The sequence below is a fragment of the Micromonospora nigra genome (genome assembly GCF_900091585.1).
GTDB classification, from domain to species: Bacteria; Actinomycetota; Actinomycetes; order Mycobacteriales; family Micromonosporaceae; genus Micromonospora; species Micromonospora nigra.
In genome coordinates this window covers 4,246,063-4,267,538 of the sequence record NZ_FMHT01000003.1, presented here as the reverse complement: position 1 = coordinate 4,267,538, position 21,476 = coordinate 4,246,063, and the positions used below count along the sequence as shown (strand labels likewise).

Below are 21,476 nucleotides of genomic sequence, written 5' to 3'. Positions count from 1 at the left end.
GCCGCCGATCGCCGGGTTCGCCGAAGCCGTTGCCGACGCACGGCCACGTCGCCCACACTGCGGGGGCCGGCCGACGCGGCCAGGCGGCGTGACCGGCCGACGGGGCCGGACAACCGGGGCCAGACGATGAGGGCCGGGCGAGGGGAGGTCGACGGATGATCCCCGCCGGGGTGCGGCTCGACGGCGACGGCGTCGTCCTACGCGAGTGGTCCGAACGCGACCTCGACCGGATGGTCGAGATCTTCGACGATCCCGAGATCGCCTACCGGGTTCCCGTGGCCACGCCGTTCGACCGGCGGGCCGCCGAGGCGCACCTGGACGTCGCGCGCCGCGCGCAGGCGGCGGGCGAGCGGCTGTGCCTGGCCATCACGACGGCCGACGACGACCGGGCCCGCGGCGAGGTGATGCTCGCGCTGGCCACCCGCAGCATCGGGTACGTGGTGGGCCCGGCCCACCGCGGCCTGGGGCTCGCCTCCCGGGCGGTCCGCCTGCTCACCCGGCACGCCCACGAGGTGTTCGCCCTGCCGACCGTGTGTTTGCAGATCGAGGCCGACAACGCCGGCAGCCTCGCCGTCGCCCGGGCCACCGGCTACCAGCCGGTCGACTCCGCCCCCGAGTACGTCGAGGACAAGGGCCGGCGCTACGCGCTGCACCGGTGGGAGCACCGGGCCCCGACGTCGCCGGGCCCCGCCTGACCGCTCAGGACCTGCCGAGCGCGTCGATGTCGCGCATCTCCTCGGCGGTGAGCGAGAAGTGGAAGATGTCGGCGTTGGTGCGGATCCGGTCCGGTGTCACCGACTTGGGGATCACCACGATCTCGTGGTCGACGTGCCAGCGCAGCACCACCTGGGCCGGGGACACGTCGTGCGCGTCGGCGATCCGGCTCAGCACCGGATCGGACAGGTCGCTGGCCTTGAACGGGCTGTACCCCTCCAGCACCACGCCCCGGTCCCGGTGCTCGGCGTGACGCTGCCGGTCGTACAGCGCCGGGCTCCACTTGATCTGGTTGACCGCCGGGCCCTCCCGGGTTGCCTGGATCAGCTCGTCGATCTGGTCGGTGCGGTAGTTGCTCACCCCGACCGCGCGGGCCAGCCCCTCGTCGCGGGCGGCGAGCATCTCCCGCCACACCGGGATCAGATCGCCCGGATCCGACGGCGGCCAGTGCACCAGCCACAGGTCGACCTGGTCGACGCCGAGGGCGGTCAGGCTCGCCTCGATGGTCTCCCGCTCCCGGCCCACCCGGTCCGGCGGCAGCTTGGTGGTGAGGAAGACCTCCTCCCGGGGCAGGTCGCTCTCGGTGACCGCCCGGCCCACCTCCTCCTCGTTGCCGTACATCGTGGCGGTGTCGACGTGCCGGTAGCCGGCGTCGAGCGCGGCCAGGACGGCGTCGTACCCGGCCTGGCCGGTGGCCTGCCAGGTGCCGAAACCGAGCAGGGGCATCTGCACGTCACCGGGAAGCGTGACGGTGGGCTGGTCAGCGTGGTTCATACCGACCGTTCTACCCCTCAACGGCAACGCCATGCCGCAGGAACGACCACCACGCCGCACCGACGACCGCCCCGCCGTGGGAACGACCGCCCCCGCCGTGGGGGGGGGGGACGGCGGGGCACCGGCCGGCGGACGGGCCCCGGGTGCCGGAGAATGCGGGTGTGGGCGACCGGCTGGAGGAGTACCGCCGCAGGCGGGACGCCGCGCGTACCCCGGAACCGGTGCCGGCGGACCGGCCGCGCCGGCGGCGTGGCGCGGACCGCGAGCCCCGGTTCGTCATCCAGCAGCACCACGCCCGCAGCCTGCACTGGGACCTCCGGCTGGAACGTGACGGCGTGCTGGCCTCCTGGGCGGTGCCGCGCGGCCTGCCCCGCGACACCGGCCGCAACCACCTCGCCGTGCACACCGAGGACCACCCGATGGAGTATCTCGACTTCTCCGGCGAGATCCCGGCCGGCGAGTACGGCGGCGGAACGATGACCGTCCACGACCGGGGCACCTACCGCTGCGAGAAGTGGCGCGACGACGAGGTCGTCGTGGTGCTCGACGGCGAGCGGACGACCGGGCGGTACGTGCTGTTCGCCACCGGTGGGCGCGACGGCCGGGACTGGATGGTGCGCCGCACCGACCCGCCCCCGCCGGGCTGGACGAGCATGCCGGAGCAGGTCGCGCCGATGCGTCCCACCCCGGCTGCCCGGCTGCCGTCGGACCAGTCGGCCTGGGGGTACGAGCTGCGCTGGGACGGCGTACGGGCGGTCGCGTACGTCTCCGGGGGCCGGCTGCGGCTGCTGGCCGGGGCGGGCGGCGAGATCACCGGGGCGTACCCCTGGCTGCGGGACCTCGGCGCGGCGATGGCCCCGACGGAGGCGGTGCTGGACGGCGTGCTGGTGCGCATCGACCGGGCGGGTCGGGTCCGCCCGGCACCCGGCGGACGTCCCGACCGCGACGCCCAGTACCTGCTGTTCGACCTGCTGTGGCTGGAGGGGGTCGGCTGCCTCGACCTGCCGTACGCGCAGCGCCGGGAACTGCTCGACGGCCTGGCACTGACCGGGCCGCACTGGCAGACTCCCCCGTGGTTTCCCGGCACCGGAGCCGAGGCGCTGCGCACGGCCCGCGCGCAGGGGCTGCCCGGCGTGGTGGCGAAGCGGCTGGACTCGGCGTACGAGCCGGGCCGGCGCAGCCGTTCCTGGCGCACTGTCGACCCGAGCTGAGACGGCGAGGAGCACCGTGTACCTGACCCATCTGGAGTGCCCGCGCTGCGGGCGGGAACACGACGCGGGCGTCCCGCAGAACCTGTGCGACTGCGGTTCTCCCCTGCTGGCCCGCTACGACCTGGCCGCGGCGGCGAGGGCGGTGGAGCCGGAGCGGTTCGGGCTGCGCGCCGCCGACCTGTGGCGCTACCGGGAGCTGCTGCCCGTCGCCGACCCCCGCAACGTCACCACGCTGGGCGAGGGGTGGACGCCGATGCTGCGCGCCCCGGCCTACGGCGCGGAGATCGGCGTCGCCGACCTGCTGGTCAAGGACGAGGGGCTCACCCCGACCGGCTCGTTCAAGGCGCGGGGGGCCGCGGTCGGCATCAGCCGGGCCCGGGAACTGGGCGTCCGGCGGATCGCCATGCCGACCAACGGCAACGCGGGCGCGGCCTGGGCGACGTACGCCGCCCGCGCCGCGATGGGCGCGACCATCGTGATGCCGGTGGACGCGCCGTCCATCTGCCGGCGCGAGTGCGTCGCCGCCGGAGCGGACCTGCGCCTCGTCGACGGGCTGATCGGCGACGCCGGCCGGCAGGTGGCCGCGTTGGTCGCCGCGTCCGGGGGCACCGTCTTCGACGCCGGCACGCTGCGCGAGCCGTACCGGCTCGAGGGCAAGAAGACCATGGGGTACGAGATCGTCGAGCAGCTCGGTTGGCAGGTGCCCGACGTGATCATCTATCCGACGGGCGGCGGGGTGGGGCTGATCGGCATCCACAAGGCGCTGCTGGAGCTGTGTGAGCTGGGCTGGGTGTCGGACCGGTTGCCGCGCCTGGTGGCGGTGCAGTCGACCGGGTGCGCGCCGGTGGTGCGGGCCTTCGCCGCCGGGGAGGACCGGGTCCGGCCGTGGGCCGACGCGCGGACCGTCGCGTTCGGCATCACGGTGCCCGCCCCGCTCGGCGACGAGCTGATCCTGTCGGCGCTGCGGGCCACCGCCGGTACGGCCGTGGCGGTGGACGACGCGGAGATCCTGGCCGACCTGCGGGACTTCGCCGCCCGGGAGGGGTTGCTGCTGTGCCCGGAGGGGGCGGCCTGCCTGACTGCCGCCCGGCAGCTGCGGGCCGGCGGCTGGATCCGCGACGACGAGCGGGTCGTGGTGCTGAACACCGGAGCGGGCCTGAAGTATCCCGAGACCGTCGACGTGAGCGACGTGCCGGTGCTGCCCGCCTGACGCGGCGGGTCAGAAGTCCGCGGGGTCGGTCAGCCGCCAGGCCGCGTTGATCAGACCGATGTGCGACAACGCCTGCGGGGTGTTGCCCAGCTGCGCGCCGGTCACCGGGTCGACCTGTTCGCTGAGCAGGCCGACGTCGTTGGCGTGGCCGACCACCCGCTCGAACAGCGCCCGGGCCCGCGCCCGCTCGCCGGCCAGCACCAGACACTCGACCAGCCAGAACGAGCAGAGCAGGAAGCCCGCCGGGTCGGTGCGCCAGCGACGCACCAACCCGCTGTCGGTGCCCAGATCCCGCTGCACCGCCTCGATCGTCGCCCGCATCCGGGGATCGGTGGCCGGCAGGAAGCGCATCACCGGCAGGAGCAACGCCGAGGCGTCCAGCTCCGGCGAACCGAACGCGCCGGTGTACGCGCCGACCCGCTCGTCGAAGCCCTCCCGCAGCACCGTCGAGCGGATCTCGTCCCGGATGCCCGCCCAGCGGCGCGGGTCGGCCCGCTCCCCCAGCCGGGGCGCCAGTTGCACCGCCCGGTCCATCGTCACCCAGCACAGCACCTTCGACGACAGGTAGTGCCGTTCGGCGTCCCGGGTCTCCCACATGCCCTGGTCGGGCAGGTGCCACGTCGCCGCCACCTGTTCCGTCAGACCCAGCACCATCTCCCGCAACTCCAGGTCGAACCGGTCGCCGAGGTGGTCGCGCAGCCGCCAGACCGCCGCGACCACCTCACCCGGCACGTCGAGCTGCCGCTGCCGCCAGGCATCGTTGCCGGTCCGCACGGGGCGGCTGCCCGCGTACCCGGTCAGATACCGGCACTCGTGTTCGGAGACGTCCCGCTCCCCCTCCAGCCCGAACAGCACCGGCACCGGTTCCGACCCGACCCGACCGATCGACCGGGCCGCCCACGCGAACAGCCGGGACGCCTCCGACGGGCAGGCCGCCACCCACAGGGCACGCATGGTCATCGCGAAGTCCCGCAACCAGGAGTAGCGGTAGTCGTAGTTGCGGTCCCCGCCCGGCAACTCCGGCAGGGAGGTCGTCGCCGCGGCGGCGACCGCGCCGCTGCGGGCGTACGTCAGGCCGGTCAGCACCGTCGCGCTGCGCCGGACGAGATCGGGATACTCGCCCTCGTACCTGTGGGTCTCCCGGAACGCCTCCCACGCCCGCACGGTCTCCGCCACAGCGGTCACCGGATCGAGGCGGGCCGGCGGCGAGCCGTACGCCCGGCCGTACGCCAGGTCCAGGCCGACCACCTGGCCGGCGGACATCTCGAAGTCGTGCCGTACCCGGTCCCCGTCCACCCGCAGCGGCAGCCCGCCCGCGCGCAGGACCAGCAGCACCGGACCGGCGTCGGCCAGCACCGACCCGTCGGCCTCCTCGTGCAGATAGGGCGTGAGCAGCCCGTACTCCGGGCGGGGCCGGAAGTCCAGCGCCATCGGCACCCGACCGGACAGCCCCTCGACCACCCGTACCAGCACGGCGGGCGAGTTCATGCCCAGTTCGTGACCACGCGCGCCCGGCTCGGCGGCGAGCGCGTCGGTGACCGCGACGCTGCCCTCCGGGGTGTGGTGCACGGTACGCAGCACGAGGGTGTCCGGCAGGTACGCCCGCTCCACCCGGTGACCGGGCCGTCCGGTGGCCACGGGGGCGAGTCGCCAGTGCCCGGCTTCGAGGTCGAGCAGTCGGCTGAAGACCGACGGGGTGTCGAACCGGTCCGGGCACCACCAGTCGACCGACCCGTCCCGGGTGACCAGTGCCCCGGACCGGCAGTCGGACAGGTACGCGTACTCGGAGATCGCAGGGTGCGCCACCCGCCCCGCATACCCGCGTCCCGCGTCCGCACCCACCCACCGAGTCGCCGGTGGGTGGATGCGGCGGATGATCAGGAGGTGGGGGGCTCGTCCTTGCCGGCCTCCTCGGCCGCGTCGGCCTCCTCCTTCGTCCGGTGCACGGCCTGGTCGGCGTGCTCCGGCGGGCCGTAGACCGTGTACAGCACCAGCGGGTTGGGGCCGGTGTTGACGAAGTTGTGCTTCGTGCCGGCCGGCACCACCACCAGGTCACCCTGGGCGATCTTGCGCTTGCTGCCGGCGACCCGGGCCTCGCCCGTGCCGCTGACGAAGGTGAGGATCTGGTCGATGTCCTCGTGGACCTCCTCGCCGATCTCACCGCCCGCCGGGATCGTCATGATCACCAGCTGGGTGTTCTTGCCGGTCCACAGGACCCGCCGGAAGTCCGGGCTCTTCTCGGCGACGGTCGCGATCGTGAAATGTTCCATGTCGCGCACATACCCCGTCGCGGGCCGCTCCACGCCGGCCTGACAGATGGTGCGATTCGACACGCCGGGCAGGTTTGGATCCCACCCGGGTGGGGATCGACATCACCAGACCGGCGAGACCGGTCGGGCCAGGTCCCCGCTGGCGTACCGCCGGATGGCTGCGGTGGTGGGAGACGGCCGGAGCGCGGCGACGTCACGACCCGATGGTCGTACGGCGCCGTGCGCTCGTGTGCGGGGATGACGGCTCAGTCGTCATCGTCGGGCACTGCCACCGGCTGCCCGCCGACGCAGCGCAGCGACAGCTCGTACTCGCCGCCCGGGCCGACGAAACTCACCTCGACGTCGTCGTCCGGACCCCGGTCGACGTCGTCGACGCGGTACCCCGGGGCGGCCGTCCAACTCATCAGGAACACGCCGCCGAGTCGGCACTCCGCGATCGCCGTGCCGCCCGTGGTGGCGAAGCCGCGCCGCGCACCGGCCCCGGGTGACGGGGTGGCCGAGGCGGCAGCGGGCGATGACGTGGTGGCCCCAGCCGGCGCGGAGCTCGTCGGGAGGGCCGCACCCGGCATCGGCTCGGCCAGCGCCCGCGCGACCTCCTCCTGGCTGCGCACCCCACCTGGCGTGCCGGTGAGGCTCTCCCCCACGAGCCTGATCGCGGCGACGCCGATCAGGGTGGCGACGACGGCGGTGGCCAGCCACCCGGCGACGGCGAGGAACGAACGACGACCCATGACCCGACTATCCCCGACCCCGGGTTGGGCGCACCTTCGGGCAACCCTAAGGGAGGGTTAACCAGCCCGGCGTCGTCCCTGCTGCCCGGATAGCCTGCCTGCTGTGGCCCGCCTGCTGATCGTCGAGGACGACCTGACCATCCGCACGCCCCTGGTGCGGGCACTGCGCGAGCGGGGGCACGCGGTCGCGGCGGCGTCCACCGCCATGGCCGGCCTCCAGAACGCCCTCGACGACCGGCCCGACCTGGTGGTGCTCGATCTGGGGCTGCCCGACCTCGACGGCCGCGAGCTGCTGCGGATGCTACGGGCGGTCAGCGCGGTCCCGGTCATCGTCGCCACCGCTCGCGACGACGAGCCGGAGATCGTCCGGGTCCTCGACGCCGGTGCCGACGACTACGTGGTCAAGCCGTTCACCGCCGCACAGCTCGACGCCCGGGTACGGGCGGTGCTGCGGCGCGGCCCGGCCGGCGCGGCGGCCGGGGACCCGACGCTGGTGGTCGGCGGGCTGCGCATCGACCCGCGATCCCGGCAGGTGAGCCTGGACGGCGAGCCGGTCGAGCTGACGCCCCGCGAGTTCGAGCTGCTGCGGCACCTGGCCGCCCGGGTCGGGGAGGTCGTCACCAAGCGGGAGCTGCTGACGGAGGTGTGGCGGATCCCGTACGGCGGCGCGGACAAGACCGTCGACGTGCACCTGTCGTGGCTGCGCCGCAAGCTCGGCGAGAACGCCCAGGAGCCCCGCTACCTGCACACCGTGCGCGGGGTCGGGGTCCGGCTGGAGGCCCCCGGGGAGCCCGCGTGAGGGCCCGGCTCACGCTGCTGGCAGCCGCCGTCAGCGTGCTGATCCTGGTCGCGTTCCTGGTGCCGTTGGCGCTGCTGGTACGCACCGTGGCCGAGGACAGGGCCACCGTCCGCGCCACGGCCGACGCGCAGAGCCTGGTGCCCGTCGTGGGCACCGCCGACCCGGAGGCGGTGCGGCTGACCGTCGAGCAGCTCGTCGCCGACTCCGAGCGGGAGGTCAGCGTCTTCCTGCCCGACGGCACTGTCCTCGGCTCCACCGCTGCGCGTACACCGGCGGTCGCGCTCGCCGAACGGGGGCAGAGCCTCACCGCGGAGTCGGCGGCCGGCCGGGAGATCGTCATCGCCGTGCAGGGCAGGCCCGGCGGCACCTGGGTGATCCGCACGGTGGTGCCGCGCGCGGACCTCACGGAAGGGGTGGGCCGGGCCTGGCTGGTGCTCACCCTGCTCGGTGTCCTGCTGGTGCTGATCGGCCTGGCGGTCGCCGACCGGCTGGCCCGCACCCTGGTACGGCCGATCACCGACCTGTCGGCGGTGTCGCACCGGCTGGCCAACGCGGAACTGGACGCACGGGTCACCCCGGCCGGCCCGCCCGAACTGCGCGAGGTCGCGGGCGCCCTCAACCACCTGGCGGGACGCATCCAGGAACTGCTCGTGCAGGAGCGCGAACAGGTCGCCGACCTGTCGCACCGGCTGCGTACCCCGCTGACCGCCCTGCGTCTGGAGGCCGAGTCGCTGCCCGACCCGCAGGACGCCGCGCGGGTGGCCGCCGCCGTCGACGGGTTGGAACGGGCCGTCACCGGCCTGATCCGGCAGGCCCGCTGGCGGTCGCCGGCGGCGGGGACGGTCACCGGCGACGCGGCGGCGATCGTCGCCGAGCGGGTGGCGTTCTGGTCGGTCCTGGCCGAGGACACCGGCCGGGCCGTACGCCTCGATCTGGCCCCCGGCCCGCTGCCGGTCGGCGTACCCGCCGACGAGCTGGCCGCAGCCGTGGACGCCCTGCTCGGCAACGTCTTCGCGCACACCCCCGACGGCACCCCCTTCGGCGTACGGCTGGCCGTCGACGGCGAGCGGGTGGTGCTCACCGTCGCCGACCAGGGGCCGGGAATCTCCCCGGAGGCGGTGCGCCGGGGCGCCAGCCTGGCCGGGTCGACGGGGCTGGGACTCGACATCGCCCGCCGGGCGGCGCAGGCCAGCGGCGGCGACCTGGATCTGCGCTCGGGCACCGGCGGGGGCGCGGAGGTGTCGCTCCGGCTCGGGCGAGCTTAACCCGGGCTTAGCGTTCGGGCAGCGCGCCGCTATCCCGCCACGACCGATCCTCGACGCAACAACCGAGGAGAGGGTGGAATTGATGAAACGCAACGTGATCACGGCGTCGGTCGGCGGGGCGGCGGCCGTGCTGGCCGCCACCGGCGTGTTCCTGGGCGTCACGGCGGCCGACGCCGACCGTGCCGGGCCCACCAGGTTGACGGCGGCCACGGCCGCCCCGACCACCCCGGCAGGCACCGCCGGCCCGACCAGCAGCGGCCCGACGGGGACGCCGACCACCGGCCCGACCAGCAGCGGCCCGACGGGGACGCCGACCACCGGCCCGACCAGCAGCGGCCCGACGGGGACGCCGACCGGCCCGGCGGGTGGTGGCGACGCGGTCAGCCGGGAGCGGGCCGGCGAGATCGCCCTGGCCCACGTCGGTGGCGGCCAGATCGAGGAGGTCGAGTCCGAGACGGAGGACGGTCGCCCGGTATGGGACGTCGAGATCGTCCGGGACGGCACCGAGTACGAGGTCGACGTCGACCGGGGCAGCGGCACCGTGGTCGATTCCGAGCAGGACGACGACGATGACGACCGGGACGACGAGGACGAGGACGACGAGGACGACGAGGACGACGAGGACGAGGACGACGACCGGGACGACGACTGACCGGTGACGCGGCACCAGGGCGCTCCGGTGGGCTCAGCCACGCCGGTGCGCCCTGCACCGTGCCGGCCCCGGGTCGCTCTGCGCCGTGCCGCCCCGGTGCGCTCGGCCCCGGGTCGCTCTGCGCCGTGCCGGCCCCGACGCGGTCGAACGGGTGTCGGCCGATGCTGGCTGTGGTGCCGGCCGTGGGTCAGGGTGCGCGGTGCAACCAGGCGAGCAGGTCTGCCGGAGCCAGGTCCGCGACGCGGGCCCGGTAGCGCGCGAGCGCCGGCGCGGCGAGGACCTCCCGGCCCTGCCCGGACCGGCCCCGGCGGAAGAAGGCCCGTCGATCGAGGAGGATCCCGGCCGGGTCGGGGGCGAGCCGGTCGGCCCGCTCCCGCATCCGGTCGAAGGTGGCGGCCTCGACCAGCTCCGGGGCGGGCGGGTCCAGCTCCAGCCAGGCCGCCAGCCGGCCCATCTGCCCCGCCAGGTCGGTCGACAGGTCGTCGTAGTGCACGAGGAGCACGTTCGGTTCGTGCCGGCGGCCCCAGGCATCGCCCAGGTGCCACAGGACTCCGGGCAGGGAGTCCAGCTCGGCGCGGGGATCGGGGTCGTCGTCCACCCAACGGGCCAGCCACTCGTCCACGGTGGGCCGGGGCTTCGGCCGGTCGGCAAAGGCGGCGGAGCCGGTCAACTCCCGCAACCGCCGCTGGTCCAGGTTGTCGGCGGCCTGGTAATAGAGGGACACCGCCATGTCCAGCGGGTGGCGGGCGACCACCACGTAGCGGGCCCGGGCATCGAGGGGCACGCCGTCGAGGGGTGTGTGGGTCTTGACGATCCGGCGGTGCCGTTGGGCCGCCAGCCGCCGGAACACGTCGTCGCGCGGCTCGACCAGCCAGTCCAGCCACGGCGACAGCTCCGCCAGGGGCACCGGCAGTTCCGGGGTGCGCAGCACGAGCAGCGCACAGATCATCTGCATCCAGGTGGTGCCGCTCTTGGAGCGGGTGCTGACCACGATGTCACCGTCGCGGAACGGGAATCCGCGCCACCGGGCGCTGTCCTCGTCGGGGGACCGGTAGCGGTGCGGCTCGTCGGTCATCCGGACCACCCTAGTCGCCCTGCCGTCGCGCCGCGTGCCCGGTCGAACCCGCACCGCCCCCCGGTCGGCCGGGATGGCTCGCGGAGGAGGAACGGGGAGGCCGGCGGCACGGTACGGGCGGACTGACCGGAGTCACCCGGCCGGCCCGCGACTGTCACTCCTTCTCGGTGAACCCGAACTGGATGATGCCCTCGTCGTCGACCGACGCGTCAACCGAGGCGTCGCCGAGCAGTTCGGCGGCGTCGGAGTCGAGGAAGATCCGGGCACCCTGGTTGTCGACCACCTGGTCACCGTCGGCGGGTGCCTCGACCAACTCGACGGTGAGTGAGCCCGCCGTCATGTCGGCGGCGATGCGCACGCCCCCGTCGGACAGGACGTCCTGCTGGGCGGCGAGGTCACGGATGACCAGCACGGCGTTGTCGGTCATGGTGAGCATGGCGGAACTCCTCGTGGAATGTGGCGGATCGCGGCACGGACCGGGCCGGCCCGGCGGGCCGGTGCCCCTGCTCCGGGGCGGGCGAGCGGCTACGGCCGTCGCGTCGGGGCAGACGAGAGGCCCCTGCACCGCCCACGTTGCCCCGTGTCGGAGCATCCGTCAAATAGAGATCGATCATTCCATCGAGGGTGGCATGGTCCCGCCTGGAAGGGGTAAGCAGACGGGTCAATCCTGCCGGCGGCCAGGTCATCCTGGCTGTGGCCGACCGGTCATGTGGCCGGCCGACTCTCCTGGCTGTGGCCGGTCGGCTCCGTCTGCACCGCCCGGGGGCTCAGGCGCCCGGGCGGTGCGGGCGGGGAGCCACCGCCGTCGGGTCGCCCCGCTCGACCAGGGCCGCGATGTCGGCGTCGCGCAGCCCGCGCAGCGCCAGCACCCGGGCGCCCCAGCGGTGCAGCCGGCACGGGTGAGGGCTCGCGTCGTTGCGGCAGACCGTGCCGCCGGACCACCGGCGGGGTGCGTGCACCACCACGGCCCGGACGGCGAACTGCGCGTCCTCGGCGGTCACGTACGGCGGCAGGGGAATGTCCTGGAGCACCGCCCCCGCCGGCTCACCGGTGGTGGGCGAGGTGGACGGACGCGGGGTACTGCTGCTCATCGGGCTCAGCTCCTGAGTGGACGGTCGGTCAGGGACAGCGGAACGGTAGGCCGCAACGGCTCGCCCGCGACGGACAAACTGTCCCCGTTCGCCTTCCGGGTCAGACCCGGTCGAGCACCACCACGGGAATGTCCCGGTCGGTCTTGGCCTGGTAGTCGTCGTACGGGGGCCAGATCGAGACCATCGTCGTCCACATCCGCGGCTTCTCCGCCGCCGTGGCCGTACGCGCCCGTGCGGTGAACCGTTCGGCACCGACCTGCACCAGCACCTCCGGTTCGGCCAGCAGGTTCAGATACCACGCCGGATGTTTCGGATCGCCGCCCTGCGAGGCGACGATCAGGTAGGAGTCGCCGTCCCGACCGTAGATCAGGGCCGTGCGCCGAAGTGTGCCGCTGCGGCGGCCCCGCGTGGTCAGCAGCAGGGTGAAGACGCCCGGACGCCACTCGTGACCGTCGGCGCCATCGGTGGCGACGTACCGCTGGATGTGGTCGGCCACCCAGCCCTCGGGGCTGTCCAGCACCTGCTCGCCGGCCGTCATCGGTCCTCCCGGGTCGTCCGTGGTGTCGGCACCCACGCTACCCCCCGCCGACGTCGCCCGCCGGGTGGCGTCACCGCTCAGCGCAGCGCGACCGCCTGGAGGGTGACCGCGCCGCAGTCGGGGCTGTGCGTTTCCTCGGCGATCCAGGTCAGCACCAACCGCGCCCCCGGCGGGGCCTGGAACCGGACGGTGACCTCGGCGGACCGACTCGTGTGCGGCTCGGACAACCGGACGGTGCGGGTCGGGCCGCCGGTGGACAGCCGCGCCGCCAGTCGCCCCCCGGCCATCCACACCCCCAGGTAGACCTGCGCGGTGCGCGGCTGCCCGTCGGCGGTGACGGCCAGGGCGAAACCGCTGCCCACCCCGCAGGTGAAGACGCCCGTGGTGGTCTCGGCGACCGACCGGACGGGCACCCCGTCGCGCCAGCCGACGGTCTCCTGGTTGGCGTCCCACGCGGCCCGGTCGCCACTGCCGCCGTCGTCGCGGATCTCGCCCGAGCCGTCCCGTTTGCGAACCGTCGCCCCCGCGCCGCGCAGGCCGAAGTGCAGCCAGTCGCGGCCACCTCTCGCGGTGAGGTCGACGCGGGCCGGCACGTCGGCGTGGCTCAGGGTGAGCAGGTGCGGCACCGGTGACGGCGACGCGGGGGTGGGGCTGGGGCTCGGTGACCGCTCGCGGGGTTGCAGACCCGGCGACACGAGGCCGGCGGACGTGTCCCGGCTCGGCAGGACGGGGAGACCGGGTGGGCCCGCCTCGGCGGGAACGCCGCCCGGATCGCCGGTGGGCTCGTCGGGGCCGGTCGACGCCGCGTACGCGACGAGCGCCGCCACGCACAGCAACGCCAGCGTTCCCTCCGCCGCCCACCGGCGGCGTTGCCGCGCGCGGGCGGTGCGCCGTTCGGCGCTGCGGGTCCCCGTCGGCGGAACCGGGTCGTGCGCCGGGCCGGGCCGGTGCCGGGGGACGCGGCGACGCGCCGCCCGGACGGCACGGTACGCGCGGGAGCGCGCATGCGGGAAACGGTCGTGCGGCACGGATCCTCCACACTCCGGCGACTGTCTGAGCGCTCCACAGTCGCACCGGGTGGGCTTCGCCGCCAAGGGGGGTCCCCTTTGTCACCCGACGGCTTCCTGTGCGACGGCTCAGCTCCGCAACACGTTCGAGTAGATCATCCAGGCCAGCGCCGACTTCGCCCCGAGGCTGAGCAGGATGTACGACACCTCGCCGACCCGGTAGTCGCGCCAGCGGCCGATCTGGGCGTACTGGAGGGCCATCACCACGGCGAAGCTGGCGAACAGCAGGAGCTGCACGAAGATGATCGCCCACACGAAGCCGGGAATCTCCGGCGGCTGGGCGACGTAGAGGGCGATCGCGAGCCAGGGGGCGAGGCCGACCAGGGTGCCGAACCAGAAGGCGCTCCAGTCCGCCCGGCCCGGCGTCTGCTGCCGTTCCATCAGCAGTCCGAACAGGATCATCGCGGTGTTCGCCGCGAACAGCCCGATCACCGCGGCGAGGTCGCGGATGCCGACGAACAGCCCGATCAGCACGATCATCAGCGAGGCGCTGACCGAGTACTCGATCCAGCGGGCGTAGTTGGCGCGGCGGTCGAGGTGGCGCGCGTACCAGCGGTTGATGCCGGGCGCCGCGACCAGGAAATGGTCGACGGCGGCGAGCAGCAGGAACACCGCCACCGCCGGACCGATGGGGATGCGGAACGCCGTCTCCGGCAGGGTGGGGTCGCGCAGGGTCACCGGGTCGGCCGTCAGGTAGGACGCGGTGACGGGCAGTTCCAGGTCGTTGCTCGCCGCCCACATCCAGGCCGCCTCGGCCGCGAGCAGCACCCCGACGGCCACGTTGAACCACCGCAGCCCGCTGTACCGGTCGCGCGTCCCTGTCGCCATAACCGCACCCTAGGAGTGGACCGGCCCGCCGGACGGGCGATGCCGGGCAGGTTCACCCTGCGGGGTGCGCGGGTCAGCGCACCTCGAAGCCGAGGGTTCGGGCGACCAGCACGGCCTGCGCGGCGTCGATCACCGCGCCGGCCACCTGCGCCCCGCCCGGGTCGAGCGAGGTCAGGTCGCTGCCGCGCAGGTCCGCGTCGATGAGCCGGGCACCCCGCCACTGCGCGCCGGACAGGTCCGCTCCGGTCAGCGTCGCGCCCGTCAGGTCGGCCCCGGCCAGGTCGGCCTCCCGCAGCCGTACGCCGGTGATCCGCACCCCCCGCAGGTCGGCGCCCGCGAGGGTGGTGAAGGACCAGTCACCGCCGGTCACCACCAGCGGACGCAGGTCGCAGCGGTCGAAGGTGCTGCCGACGAGCTTGCAGCCGGTGAACTCGGCCTCGAAGAGGTTGCAGCGGGTGAACACGCAGCGGGTGAACGCGGAATCGGTGTGCCGGGAGACGTTGAACGACACCGAGCCGAAGGTGCAGCCGTCGAACACGGCACCCCGACTGACCGCCTCGGTGAGGTCGACCCGCTGGAACGAGCAGCCGACGAAGTGCCGGTCGACCAGTTCCTCGGCGTACCAGTCCTCGTCGCGGAAGGCCACGCCCTCGATCAGCTCCGGCATGCGACGAGGCTAACGGCGGTCACCGACGTACCGGTCTTCCGGCACCGGCGTACCCGCCGGTAGGTTCTGCTCGTGAGCGTGGCACGCAGCATCGACCCGGACCAGATCGGCTTCGACCCGGCGCGGCTGGCGCGCATCGACGAACACTTCGGCAGGTACGTCGACGACGGCCGGCTCGCCGGTTGGCAGGTGGTGGTCACCCGCCGCGGCGAGGTGGCGCACTCCTCGACCCACGGGCTGCGGGACCGCGAGGCGGGGCTGCCGGTGGAGGCGGACACCCTCTGGCGGATCTACTCGATGACCAAGCCGGTCACCTCGGTCGCGGCGATGATGCTGTGGGAGGAGGGCCGCTTCGAGCTGACCGACGAGATCAGCCGCTGGCTGCCCGAGTTCGCCGACCTGCGGGTCTACTCGAAAGGCTCGACGCTCAAGCCGTACACCGTGCCGGCGGTCGAGCCGATCCGGGTGTGGCACCTGCTCACCCACACGGCCGGCCTCACGTACGGCTTCATGCAGACCTCGGTGGTCGACAGCCTGTACCGGGCGGCCGGCTACGACCTGCACCCCCCGGCGGACGTCGACCTCGCGACCGCCTGCCAGGTGTTCGGCGAGCTGCCGCTGCTGTTCCAGCCCGGCACCGCCTGGGGCTACTCGGTCGCCACCGACGTGCTGGGGCGGCTGATCGAGGTCGTCTCCGGGCAGAGCCTCGACGCCTTCTTCGCCGACCGGATCCTGCGCCCGCTGGGCATGACCGACACCCGTTGGTGGGTCGAGGGCGACGAGTCCGCCCGGTTGGCCGCGCTGCACGCCCCCGACCCGCGCACCGGCCGCGCGGTGCGCTTCGACAAGCTCGGCGACGCGGCGTACACGAAACCGATGCTGTTGTCCGGCGGCGGCGGGCTGATCTCCTCGGCCGCCGACTACCACCGGTTCACCCAGTTGCTGCTGCGCGGTGGCGAGGTGGCCGGGGTGCGCCTGCTCGCCCCCCGCACCGTGCGCCTCATGACCCGCAACCACCTGCCCGGCGGGCAGGACCTGGGCACCCTGTCCACCGGCGGGTTCGCCGAGACCACCTTCGACGGCATCGGCTTCGGCCTCGGCTTCGCGGTGGTCGACGACCCGATCCCCAGCCGGGGGCCGAGCAGCGTGGGCGAGTTCTACTGGGGCGGGGTGGCCAGCACCGCGTTCTGGGTGGACCCGACGGAGGAGCTGACCGCCCTGTTCTTCACCCAGCTCATGCCGTCGAGCACCTGGCCGCTGCGCTCGCAGCTACGCCAACTCGTGTACGCGGCCCTGGTCGACTGACGCGGGATCGGCGTTCCGCGGACGGCCGGCGGGCCGGCTACCTAGCCTGGGGTCGTGAGCAACGTCGTCGTGTTCGGGGCCGGTGGCACCGCGGGGTCGCGGATCGTCGTGGAGGCGTACCAGCGGGGGCACCGGGTCACCGCGGCCGTCCGCCGACCCGAGGCCGTGACCTACCTGCCGGCCGGTGTCCGCGTGGTCACCGGGGACGCCACCAGCGAACGCAGCGTCCAGGAGCTGGCTCCCGACGCCGACGCCCTGGTCGTGGCGATCGGGGGCGGTGACCGGGAGTTGTGGCGGGACGCGGCCGCCACGATCGTCGGGGTGCTGCGCGACATGCCGGCGGCCCCGCGCGTCGTCCACGTCGGTGGCGGCGCCACGCTGATCGCCCCGAGCGGCGGCCGGTTCCTCGACGAGCCGGACTTCCCGGCGGAGTACCGGGACGCGGCGCTGGGCCAGGCGGCGGCTCTGGACCTCTACCGCTCCTCGGCCGACGGGGTGACCTGGACCTACCTGTCGCCTCCGCCGCTGGAGTTCCATCCGGGGCAGCGCACCGGCCACTACCGGACCGGCACCGACCACCCGGTGGTGGACGGCCAGGGCCGCTCGGTGCTCAGCTACGAGGACCTGGCGGTGGCGGTCGTCGACGAGATCGAGAATCCGCGCTTCGGTAACGCGCGTTTCACCGCCGGCTACTGAGGATCTTGAGCAGCGGGAGCCCACCGGATAGATTCGGGTCTCTGTGCTCCGGGCGTCGCACCCCTGACGTCCGGGGCCCACCCGGATCAGGAGGGCGCCCCAGTGGCTTCGCTCGACGACACCGTGCCACCCCCGCGAGACTCGTCCCCGTCCACCGCTCTGAACCGGCGCCGGATGCTCACCGTCGCCCTCGGGGGCGCCGCCACCGTGGCGCTGCCCGCCCCCGCCTGGGCCGCCGACGACCAGCGCCCCGGCGCGCACCGGCCGCCCCGGCTCACGCCGCAGGACCGCCGGGTCGTCGCCCGCCTGTCCACCCGACGGGCCCTGCAACACCTGCGGGAGCTGTCCGAGGAGATCGGCCCCCGCATCGGCGGCACGACGTCCGAACGCCGGGCCGCCCACTACATCGCCTGCCAGCTCGACCGGTTCGGCTACGACACCAGCCTGCAACCCTTCCCCGTGGCCGACAAGTTCCTCGCCCAGCTCAGCTCGCCGGCGGGCCTGCCCACCGACCTCAACTGGCAGGTCGGCGCCAGCCCGCACGCCGCGCTGGACACCGCCGTCACCGGCGGTGTCGTCGACGTCGGGGCGGGTACGCCCGACGACTACCCGCCGGACGTCACCGGTCGGATCGTGCTGGTCGACTACCTCGCGGCTCAGCGGGAGCAGTTGGCCGCCACGGCGGTGGCGCGGGGCGCCGCGGCCCTGGTGTTCCTGCCGGCCGACCTGGTGGCGCCCCGACGCGCCTCGGCCTTCTCGCCCACGCTGCCGGCGTCGGCGACCACGCCGCTGCCCATCCCCGTGGTCGGCGTGGCGCAGGCGCAGAAGCACCGGCTGCGGGACCTGCTGTCCGCCGGCCCACTCAAGCTGACCGTCGCCACGACGGCGCATCGCAACCTCACCTCGCACAACGTGCTCGGCGAGCGGCGTGGCCGGTCCGGCCGGGACGGCCCGGTCGTCATGGTCAGCGCCCACTACGACTCGGTGATCGGTGCGCCGGGCGCGAACGACGACGGTTCCGGCACGGTGCTGTGCCTGGAACTGGCCCGGGTGCTGCGGGCGGTGCCGGTGGACGCGACCGTCCGCTTCGCGCTGTGGGGTTCCGAGGAGCAGGGGCTGATCGGCTCCCGCCACTACGTCGCCCAGCTGCCGCAGCCCGAGCGGGACCGGATCCTCGCCGTCTATCAGAACGACATGGTGGCCACGAGCTGGGACCCGGCCACCCGCTACTGGCTGCTGTCGTTCACCGGCGAGGCGAACCGGGCCACCGACGAGGTCGGCGCGGCGGCCACCCGGCTCGGCTACGAACCCCGGATCTCGCCGGTGACCCGCCGTGGTGCCAGCGACCACCAGTCGTTCCAGGAGGTCGGCATCGCCAGCGCGAACTTCTCCTGGCGGGGCGAGGAGTCGCCGGCGCTGCTGGAACCGCCGTACCACAGCCCGGAGGACACCATCGCCAAGAACATCAGCCTGGAGCGGCTCCAGGTGTCGATGGAGCTGATCGGCTGCGCCGCGTACGCCACGGCCCGCTGACCCCGGCGGCGGGTGGGTGCGGTCCGGCCGTACCCACCCGCCGGGTCAGTCCGCCAGCCGGGCGGGGAAGCCACCGGTGGCGACCGGGCCCCACGCGTCGATGGTCACCCGGATCAACGACTTGCCCTGACGCACCATGGCCTGTCGGTAGTCGTCCCAGTCGGGGTGCTCGCCGGAGATGCTGCGGTAGTACTCCACCAGCGGCTCCAGCGCCTCCGGCAGGTCGAGCACCTCGGCGGTGCCGTCCACCTGCACCCACGGGCCGTCCCAGTCGTCGGAGAGCACGCACGCGGAGACCCGCGGATCGCGGCGGACGTTGCTGGCCTTGGCCCGCTCCGGGTAGGTCGAGATCACCAGCCGGCCCTCGGCGTCCACGCCCGCCGAGACGGGGGACGACTGGGGGCGACCGTCGGCGCGGGTGGTCATCAGGATCACCCGGTGCCGGGGGCGGATGAAGTCGAGCAGGCCGGCCCGGTCGACCCGGGTGTTCGTCGCGATGGTGCGTGCCATCGTTCGTTTCTACCAGCCGGCGGTGCCGGGCCCGCCGGGCGGCCGGCCGGTTCAACGGCGGGCCGGGCCGGTGTGCAGCGGGGCCGCGCGGCGGCGCGGGGGCCGCCGGCCGGGTTCAGCGGGGCCGCGCGGCGGCGCGGCGTACCTGCGCCTGCGCCGGCACCCGGAGCCGTCCGGTCGGCCGCCAGGCCCGGCCGTTGGCGTAGATCACCCGGAAACCCAGGTACGAGGCCAGCGGCGACCAGTGCGCCGAGCCCATCCGCAGTTCGGCGGCGTTGTGCCGCTGACCGTTGGCGAGCACGTCCAGCAACACCGTCTCGAAGGCGGCCGACTCGACCCAGTCGACCTCACGGGTGAAGCCGCAGATCAGTGCCGCGCCGGTGACGGCGAGGACCTCCCGCAGCGCGGCATCGGAGGCGCGCAGCACCGAACAACTGCCGAAGTACAGCCGTCGGCCCTCGCACCGGCCGGCCATCAGGTCGGCGAGGTCGGCCAACTCGACCGAGTGCCGGTCGGTGAGGCAGAGCCGGCTCGGTTCGCCGTGCATGGCGAAGAAGCCCACCCGGTGGTCGGCGTACTGCTTGAGCAGCCAGCGGTCGACGAAGTAGAACAGTTCGTCGCGGGTGGCCGCGTCCTTGTGGATGAACCGGACCCGACCGAGACGCTCCAGTAGTTCCAGGGTCGGCAGCACCGACCCGCGCTCGTTGAGGTCCCGGTGCCACTGCCCCTCGACGCAGAAGATTCCGCCGCGCGCCACCGCCACCTCCCGGGTCGACCCGGGCTGACGTTACCGGCCGGCCGGCCACCGGGAACATGGCCCCGGCTGGCCCTGTCTGCGTCGTTGCGCGTCACTGCGACCCGGCTGTGTTGCCGCGTACGCCATTGCCGTGGAATGGGCGGTTCGCGTTTGGCCCCAATTCCCAGATAAGTACCAGGAACCGCGAATCGCGAGGACAATTCTCGTTATCGGCCACCACCGGACCTCTCGGGTGCGAGGGTGTAATTCGCGGGACGGCATGTCGGAGTCCCGGGTCGACACCCCATTCGCTCTCCTATCGGGAGGACTTCTGTGCGTGTAAACAACCTGAAGCGGGCCGTCGTCGCGTTCGCCCTGGCCCTGCCGGGTGCCGCGATCGCCGCGGTGGTCGCCGCGCCAGCGGCCCATGCCGACAGCTGCTACACCTGGAACCGCATGCTCGGTCAGGGCACCTCGGGGGCCGACGTCCGGCAGTTGCAGATCCGGGTCGCCGGGTGGGCCGGCTACCGGGACATCGTGGAGAACGACGGCATCTACGGGCCGAAGACCGCGGCGGCGGTGCGCCGCTTCCAGGCCGCGTACGCGCTGCGGGTCGACGGGATCGCCGGGCCGGAGACCTTCGGCAAGCTCTACCAGATCCAGGACGACGACTGCACGCCGCGACACTTCAGCTGGAGCGAGATGGACGACGGCTGCGGCCGGGGCGGCTGGCGCGGGGGCCCGCTGACCGAGGCGCAGACCCGGCAGAACGCCCTGCGCACCATGTGGAAGCTGGAGGCGATGCGCAAGAGCCTCGGCGACCGCCCGATCATCGTCACCAGCGGCTTCCGCAGCCGCACCTGCAACGCGCGGGTCGGCGGAGCGTCGGACAGCCAGCACCTGTACGGCAACGCCGCCGACGTGGTCTCCCGCAGCCGTTCGCTGTGCCAACTCGCCCGCGACGCCCGCTACCGGGGCTTCAGCGGCATCCTCGGCCCCGGCACCCGGGACCACGGCGACCACGTCCACCTGGACTCGCGGCGCGAGAACAACCGGGACCGCACCTCGAACACCACCAGCTGGTCCGCGCCGAACTGTGGGGTCGGCAACAACTGAACCGGGCCTGCCACGCGGCCCGGACGCGGAGGGCACCCCTCGCGTCCGGGCCGGCGTCGTGCCGTCCCCGCGCCGGCTGGCTGGCGTTCAGCCCGCCACCGCGGCCGGTGGCCACTCAGCCCGCCGCCAGCGCCGGCAACCCGCTCAGCCGCCCGCGCGGCCAACGCGGCGCGACGGAAGTCAGCTCGCCCGCGGCCAGCGCGGCGCGACGGAAGGCGGTGCCGCCGGCCGGCCGGCGGCTACGGGCCGTACCCCCGGGCGTGCCCCGGTCGCGGCGACCCGGGGGCCGTTGACCAGGAACGGGAACGGCACGCGCACGAACGGATTGCCGTGCCGGATGAGAGCGTCGAGCTGCCGCTCGTTGAGCCCGTGGGCCAGCAGCACCCGCCGGCCCCAGCGGTGCAGCCGGCACGGGAATGTCGCGCCGTCGTTGCGGCACAGCGGCCCACTCGGCCACTCCTCAGCCGCGTGCACGACCACCGCCCGGACTGCGAGCCGGACGTCTTCGGGGGTCAACGACGCCGGCACCGGCACCTCGCCCAGAATCTGATCGATGGGATCCGTCGACTGCTCACCAACTCGCACGGCAGGCCTCCCGCAGCTGTGGTAGGTGGGTGGCGGACGCGCCACATCCTCGGCCACTGGTACGGTTCCCGACCCGGGAAGGTTCAACCCGGTGCCCGACGGT

At 74.0% G+C, this 21,476-nt stretch carries 24 protein-coding genes; 10 read left to right on the top strand and 14 right to left on the bottom strand.

Features of this window, described 5'->3' with window-relative positions:
- Positions 1-155 precede the first annotated feature (155 nt).
- Positions 156-695 carry a GNAT family N-acetyltransferase gene (locus tag GA0070616_RS18555; RefSeq protein WP_091084326.1) on the top strand — a complete coding sequence of 180 codons (540 nt, stop codon included), beginning with the start codon at positions 156-158 and terminating at the stop codon, positions 693-695.
- Between the two features lie 4 nt (positions 696-699).
- On the opposite strand, the gene GA0070616_RS18550 is transcribed toward GA0070616_RS18555, so the two are convergent.
- Positions 700-1,488 (bottom strand): aldo/keto reductase, encoded by a 789-nt coding sequence (locus GA0070616_RS18550; RefSeq protein ID WP_091084322.1) that lies wholly within the window; start codon positions 1,486-1,488, stop codon positions 700-702.
- Positions 1,489-1,649: 161 nt separating this feature from the next.
- On the opposite strand from GA0070616_RS18550, the gene GA0070616_RS18545 reads away from it, so the two are divergent.
- Both GA0070616_RS18545 and GA0070616_RS18540 read left to right on the top strand, forming a co-directional pair.
- Positions 1,650-2,699 carry a DNA polymerase ligase N-terminal domain-containing protein gene (locus GA0070616_RS18545; RefSeq protein WP_091084319.1) on the top strand — a complete coding sequence of 350 codons (1,050 nt, stop codon included), beginning with the start codon at positions 1,650-1,652 and terminating at the stop codon, positions 2,697-2,699.
- 16 nt (positions 2,700-2,715) lie between these two features.
- Positions 2,716-3,909 (top strand): threonine synthase, encoded by a 1,194-nt coding sequence (locus GA0070616_RS18540; RefSeq protein ID WP_091084316.1) that lies wholly within the window; start codon positions 2,716-2,718, stop codon positions 3,907-3,909.
- 9 nt (positions 3,910-3,918) lie between these two features.
- Here GA0070616_RS18540 and GA0070616_RS18535 read toward each other — a convergent pair whose 3' ends face one another.
- From GA0070616_RS18535 to GA0070616_RS18525, 3 genes are all read right to left on the bottom strand, one after another.
- Entirely contained in the window at positions 3,919-5,715 is a 1,797-nt protein-coding gene (locus GA0070616_RS18535) for a glycoside hydrolase family 15 protein (protein ID WP_091084311.1), read from the bottom strand.
- 71 nt (positions 5,716-5,786) lie between these two features.
- A complete protein-coding gene (locus GA0070616_RS18530; RefSeq protein WP_091084306.1) occupies positions 5,787-6,179 on the bottom strand; it encodes a cupin domain-containing protein in 393 nt (130 codons plus the stop codon).
- A 245-nt stretch (positions 6,180-6,424) separates the two neighbouring features.
- Complete coding sequence (locus tag GA0070616_RS18525) at positions 6,425-6,910, bottom strand: septum formation initiator (RefSeq protein WP_091084299.1); 486 nt, start codon at positions 6,908-6,910, stop codon at positions 6,425-6,427.
- A gap of 103 nt (positions 6,911-7,013) precedes the next feature.
- On the opposite strand from GA0070616_RS18525, the gene GA0070616_RS18520 reads away from it, so the two are divergent.
- The 3 genes from GA0070616_RS18520 to GA0070616_RS18510 all read left to right on the top strand — a co-directional run bounded on the left by GA0070616_RS18520 (position 7,014) and on the right by GA0070616_RS18510 (position 9,626).
- Positions 7,014-7,709 carry a response regulator transcription factor gene (locus GA0070616_RS18520; RefSeq protein WP_091084296.1) on the top strand — a complete coding sequence of 232 codons (696 nt, stop codon included), beginning with the start codon at positions 7,014-7,016 and terminating at the stop codon, positions 7,707-7,709.
- Positions 7,706-8,974 (top strand): sensor histidine kinase, encoded by a 1,269-nt coding sequence (locus GA0070616_RS18515; protein ID WP_091084293.1) that lies wholly within the window; start codon positions 7,706-7,708, stop codon positions 8,972-8,974. Before GA0070616_RS18520 ends, GA0070616_RS18515 begins: the two co-directional genes overlap by 4 nt.
- An 82-nt stretch (positions 8,975-9,056) precedes the next feature.
- Positions 9,057-9,626 carry a PepSY domain-containing protein gene (locus GA0070616_RS18510; protein WP_091084290.1) on the top strand — a complete coding sequence of 190 codons (570 nt, stop codon included), beginning with the start codon at positions 9,057-9,059 and terminating at the stop codon, positions 9,624-9,626.
- Positions 9,627-9,813: 187 nt separating this feature from the next.
- On the opposite strand, the gene GA0070616_RS18505 is transcribed toward GA0070616_RS18510, so the two are convergent.
- The 7 genes from GA0070616_RS18505 to GA0070616_RS18475 all read right to left on the bottom strand — a co-directional run bounded on the left by GA0070616_RS18505 (position 9,814) and on the right by GA0070616_RS18475 (position 14,892).
- Positions 9,814-10,701, bottom strand: coding sequence for a sulfotransferase domain-containing protein (locus tag GA0070616_RS18505; RefSeq protein WP_091084286.1), 888 nt, complete (start codon positions 10,699-10,701; stop codon positions 9,814-9,816).
- Between the two features lie 154 nt (positions 10,702-10,855).
- A complete protein-coding gene (locus GA0070616_RS18500; RefSeq protein WP_091084283.1) occupies positions 10,856-11,137 on the bottom strand; it encodes an adhesin in 282 nt (93 codons plus the stop codon).
- Between the two features lie 331 nt (positions 11,138-11,468).
- A complete protein-coding gene (locus GA0070616_RS18495; protein ID WP_091084278.1) occupies positions 11,469-11,792 on the bottom strand; it encodes a hypothetical protein in 324 nt (107 codons plus the stop codon).
- 100 nt (positions 11,793-11,892) lie between these two features.
- Positions 11,893-12,330, bottom strand: a complete 438-nt coding sequence (locus GA0070616_RS18490; protein ID WP_091091076.1) for a nitroreductase family deazaflavin-dependent oxidoreductase — start codon at positions 12,328-12,330, stop codon at positions 11,893-11,895.
- A gap of 77 nt (positions 12,331-12,407) precedes the next feature.
- Entirely contained in the window at positions 12,408-13,358 is a 951-nt protein-coding gene (locus GA0070616_RS18485; protein WP_175440122.1) for a hypothetical protein, read from the bottom strand.
- 108 nt (positions 13,359-13,466) lie between these two features.
- On the bottom strand, positions 13,467-14,225 hold the full coding sequence (gene heR, locus GA0070616_RS18480; protein WP_091084273.1) for a heliorhodopsin HeR: 759 nt from the start codon (positions 14,223-14,225) through the stop codon (positions 13,467-13,469).
- Positions 14,226-14,298: 73 nt separating this feature from the next.
- Complete coding sequence (locus tag GA0070616_RS18475) at positions 14,299-14,892, bottom strand: pentapeptide repeat-containing protein (protein ID WP_091084269.1); 594 nt, start codon at positions 14,890-14,892, stop codon at positions 14,299-14,301.
- Between the two features lie 72 nt (positions 14,893-14,964).
- Here GA0070616_RS18475 and GA0070616_RS18470 point away from each other — a divergent pair, with 72 nt between their 5' ends.
- The 3 genes from GA0070616_RS18470 (at position 14,965) to GA0070616_RS18460 (ending at position 18,426) form a co-directional block, all read left to right on the top strand.
- The gene (locus GA0070616_RS18470) at positions 14,965-16,197 is read left to right on the top strand and encodes a serine hydrolase domain-containing protein (RefSeq protein WP_091084264.1); all 1,233 of its coding nucleotides are present in this window, start codon (positions 14,965-14,967) and stop codon (positions 16,195-16,197) included.
- A 54-nt stretch (positions 16,198-16,251) separates the two neighbouring features.
- Positions 16,252-16,893: an NAD(P)-dependent oxidoreductase gene (locus tag GA0070616_RS18465; protein WP_091084260.1), complete on the top strand. Its 642-nt coding sequence runs from the start codon at positions 16,252-16,254 to the stop codon at positions 16,891-16,893.
- A gap of 102 nt (positions 16,894-16,995) precedes the next feature.
- Positions 16,996-18,426 carry a M28 family peptidase gene (locus GA0070616_RS18460; protein WP_245712823.1) on the top strand — a complete coding sequence of 477 codons (1,431 nt, stop codon included), beginning with the start codon at positions 16,996-16,998 and terminating at the stop codon, positions 18,424-18,426.
- A 45-nt stretch (positions 18,427-18,471) separates the two neighbouring features.
- Here GA0070616_RS18460 and GA0070616_RS18455 read toward each other — a convergent pair whose 3' ends face one another.
- Together GA0070616_RS18455 and GA0070616_RS18450 are read right to left on the bottom strand one after the other, a co-directional pair.
- A complete protein-coding gene (locus GA0070616_RS18455; protein ID WP_091084257.1) occupies positions 18,472-18,936 on the bottom strand; it encodes a PPOX class F420-dependent oxidoreductase in 465 nt (154 codons plus the stop codon).
- Between the two features lie 115 nt (positions 18,937-19,051).
- Positions 19,052-19,693 carry a DUF6642 family protein gene (locus GA0070616_RS18450; RefSeq protein ID WP_091091072.1) on the bottom strand — a complete coding sequence of 214 codons (642 nt, stop codon included), beginning with the start codon at positions 19,691-19,693 and terminating at the stop codon, positions 19,052-19,054.
- Between the two features lie 312 nt (positions 19,694-20,005).
- Here GA0070616_RS18450 and GA0070616_RS18445 point away from each other — a divergent pair, with 312 nt between their 5' ends.
- Positions 20,006-20,788 carry a D-Ala-D-Ala carboxypeptidase family metallohydrolase gene (locus tag GA0070616_RS18445; RefSeq protein WP_091084210.1) on the top strand — a complete coding sequence of 261 codons (783 nt, stop codon included), beginning with the start codon at positions 20,006-20,008 and terminating at the stop codon, positions 20,786-20,788.
- A gap of 180 nt (positions 20,789-20,968) precedes the next feature.
- On the opposite strand, the gene GA0070616_RS18440 is transcribed toward GA0070616_RS18445, so the two are convergent.
- Positions 20,969-21,373 (bottom strand): hypothetical protein, encoded by a 405-nt coding sequence (locus GA0070616_RS18440; protein ID WP_091084206.1) that lies wholly within the window; start codon positions 21,371-21,373, stop codon positions 20,969-20,971.
- Between the last annotated feature and the right edge of the window lie 103 nt (positions 21,374-21,476).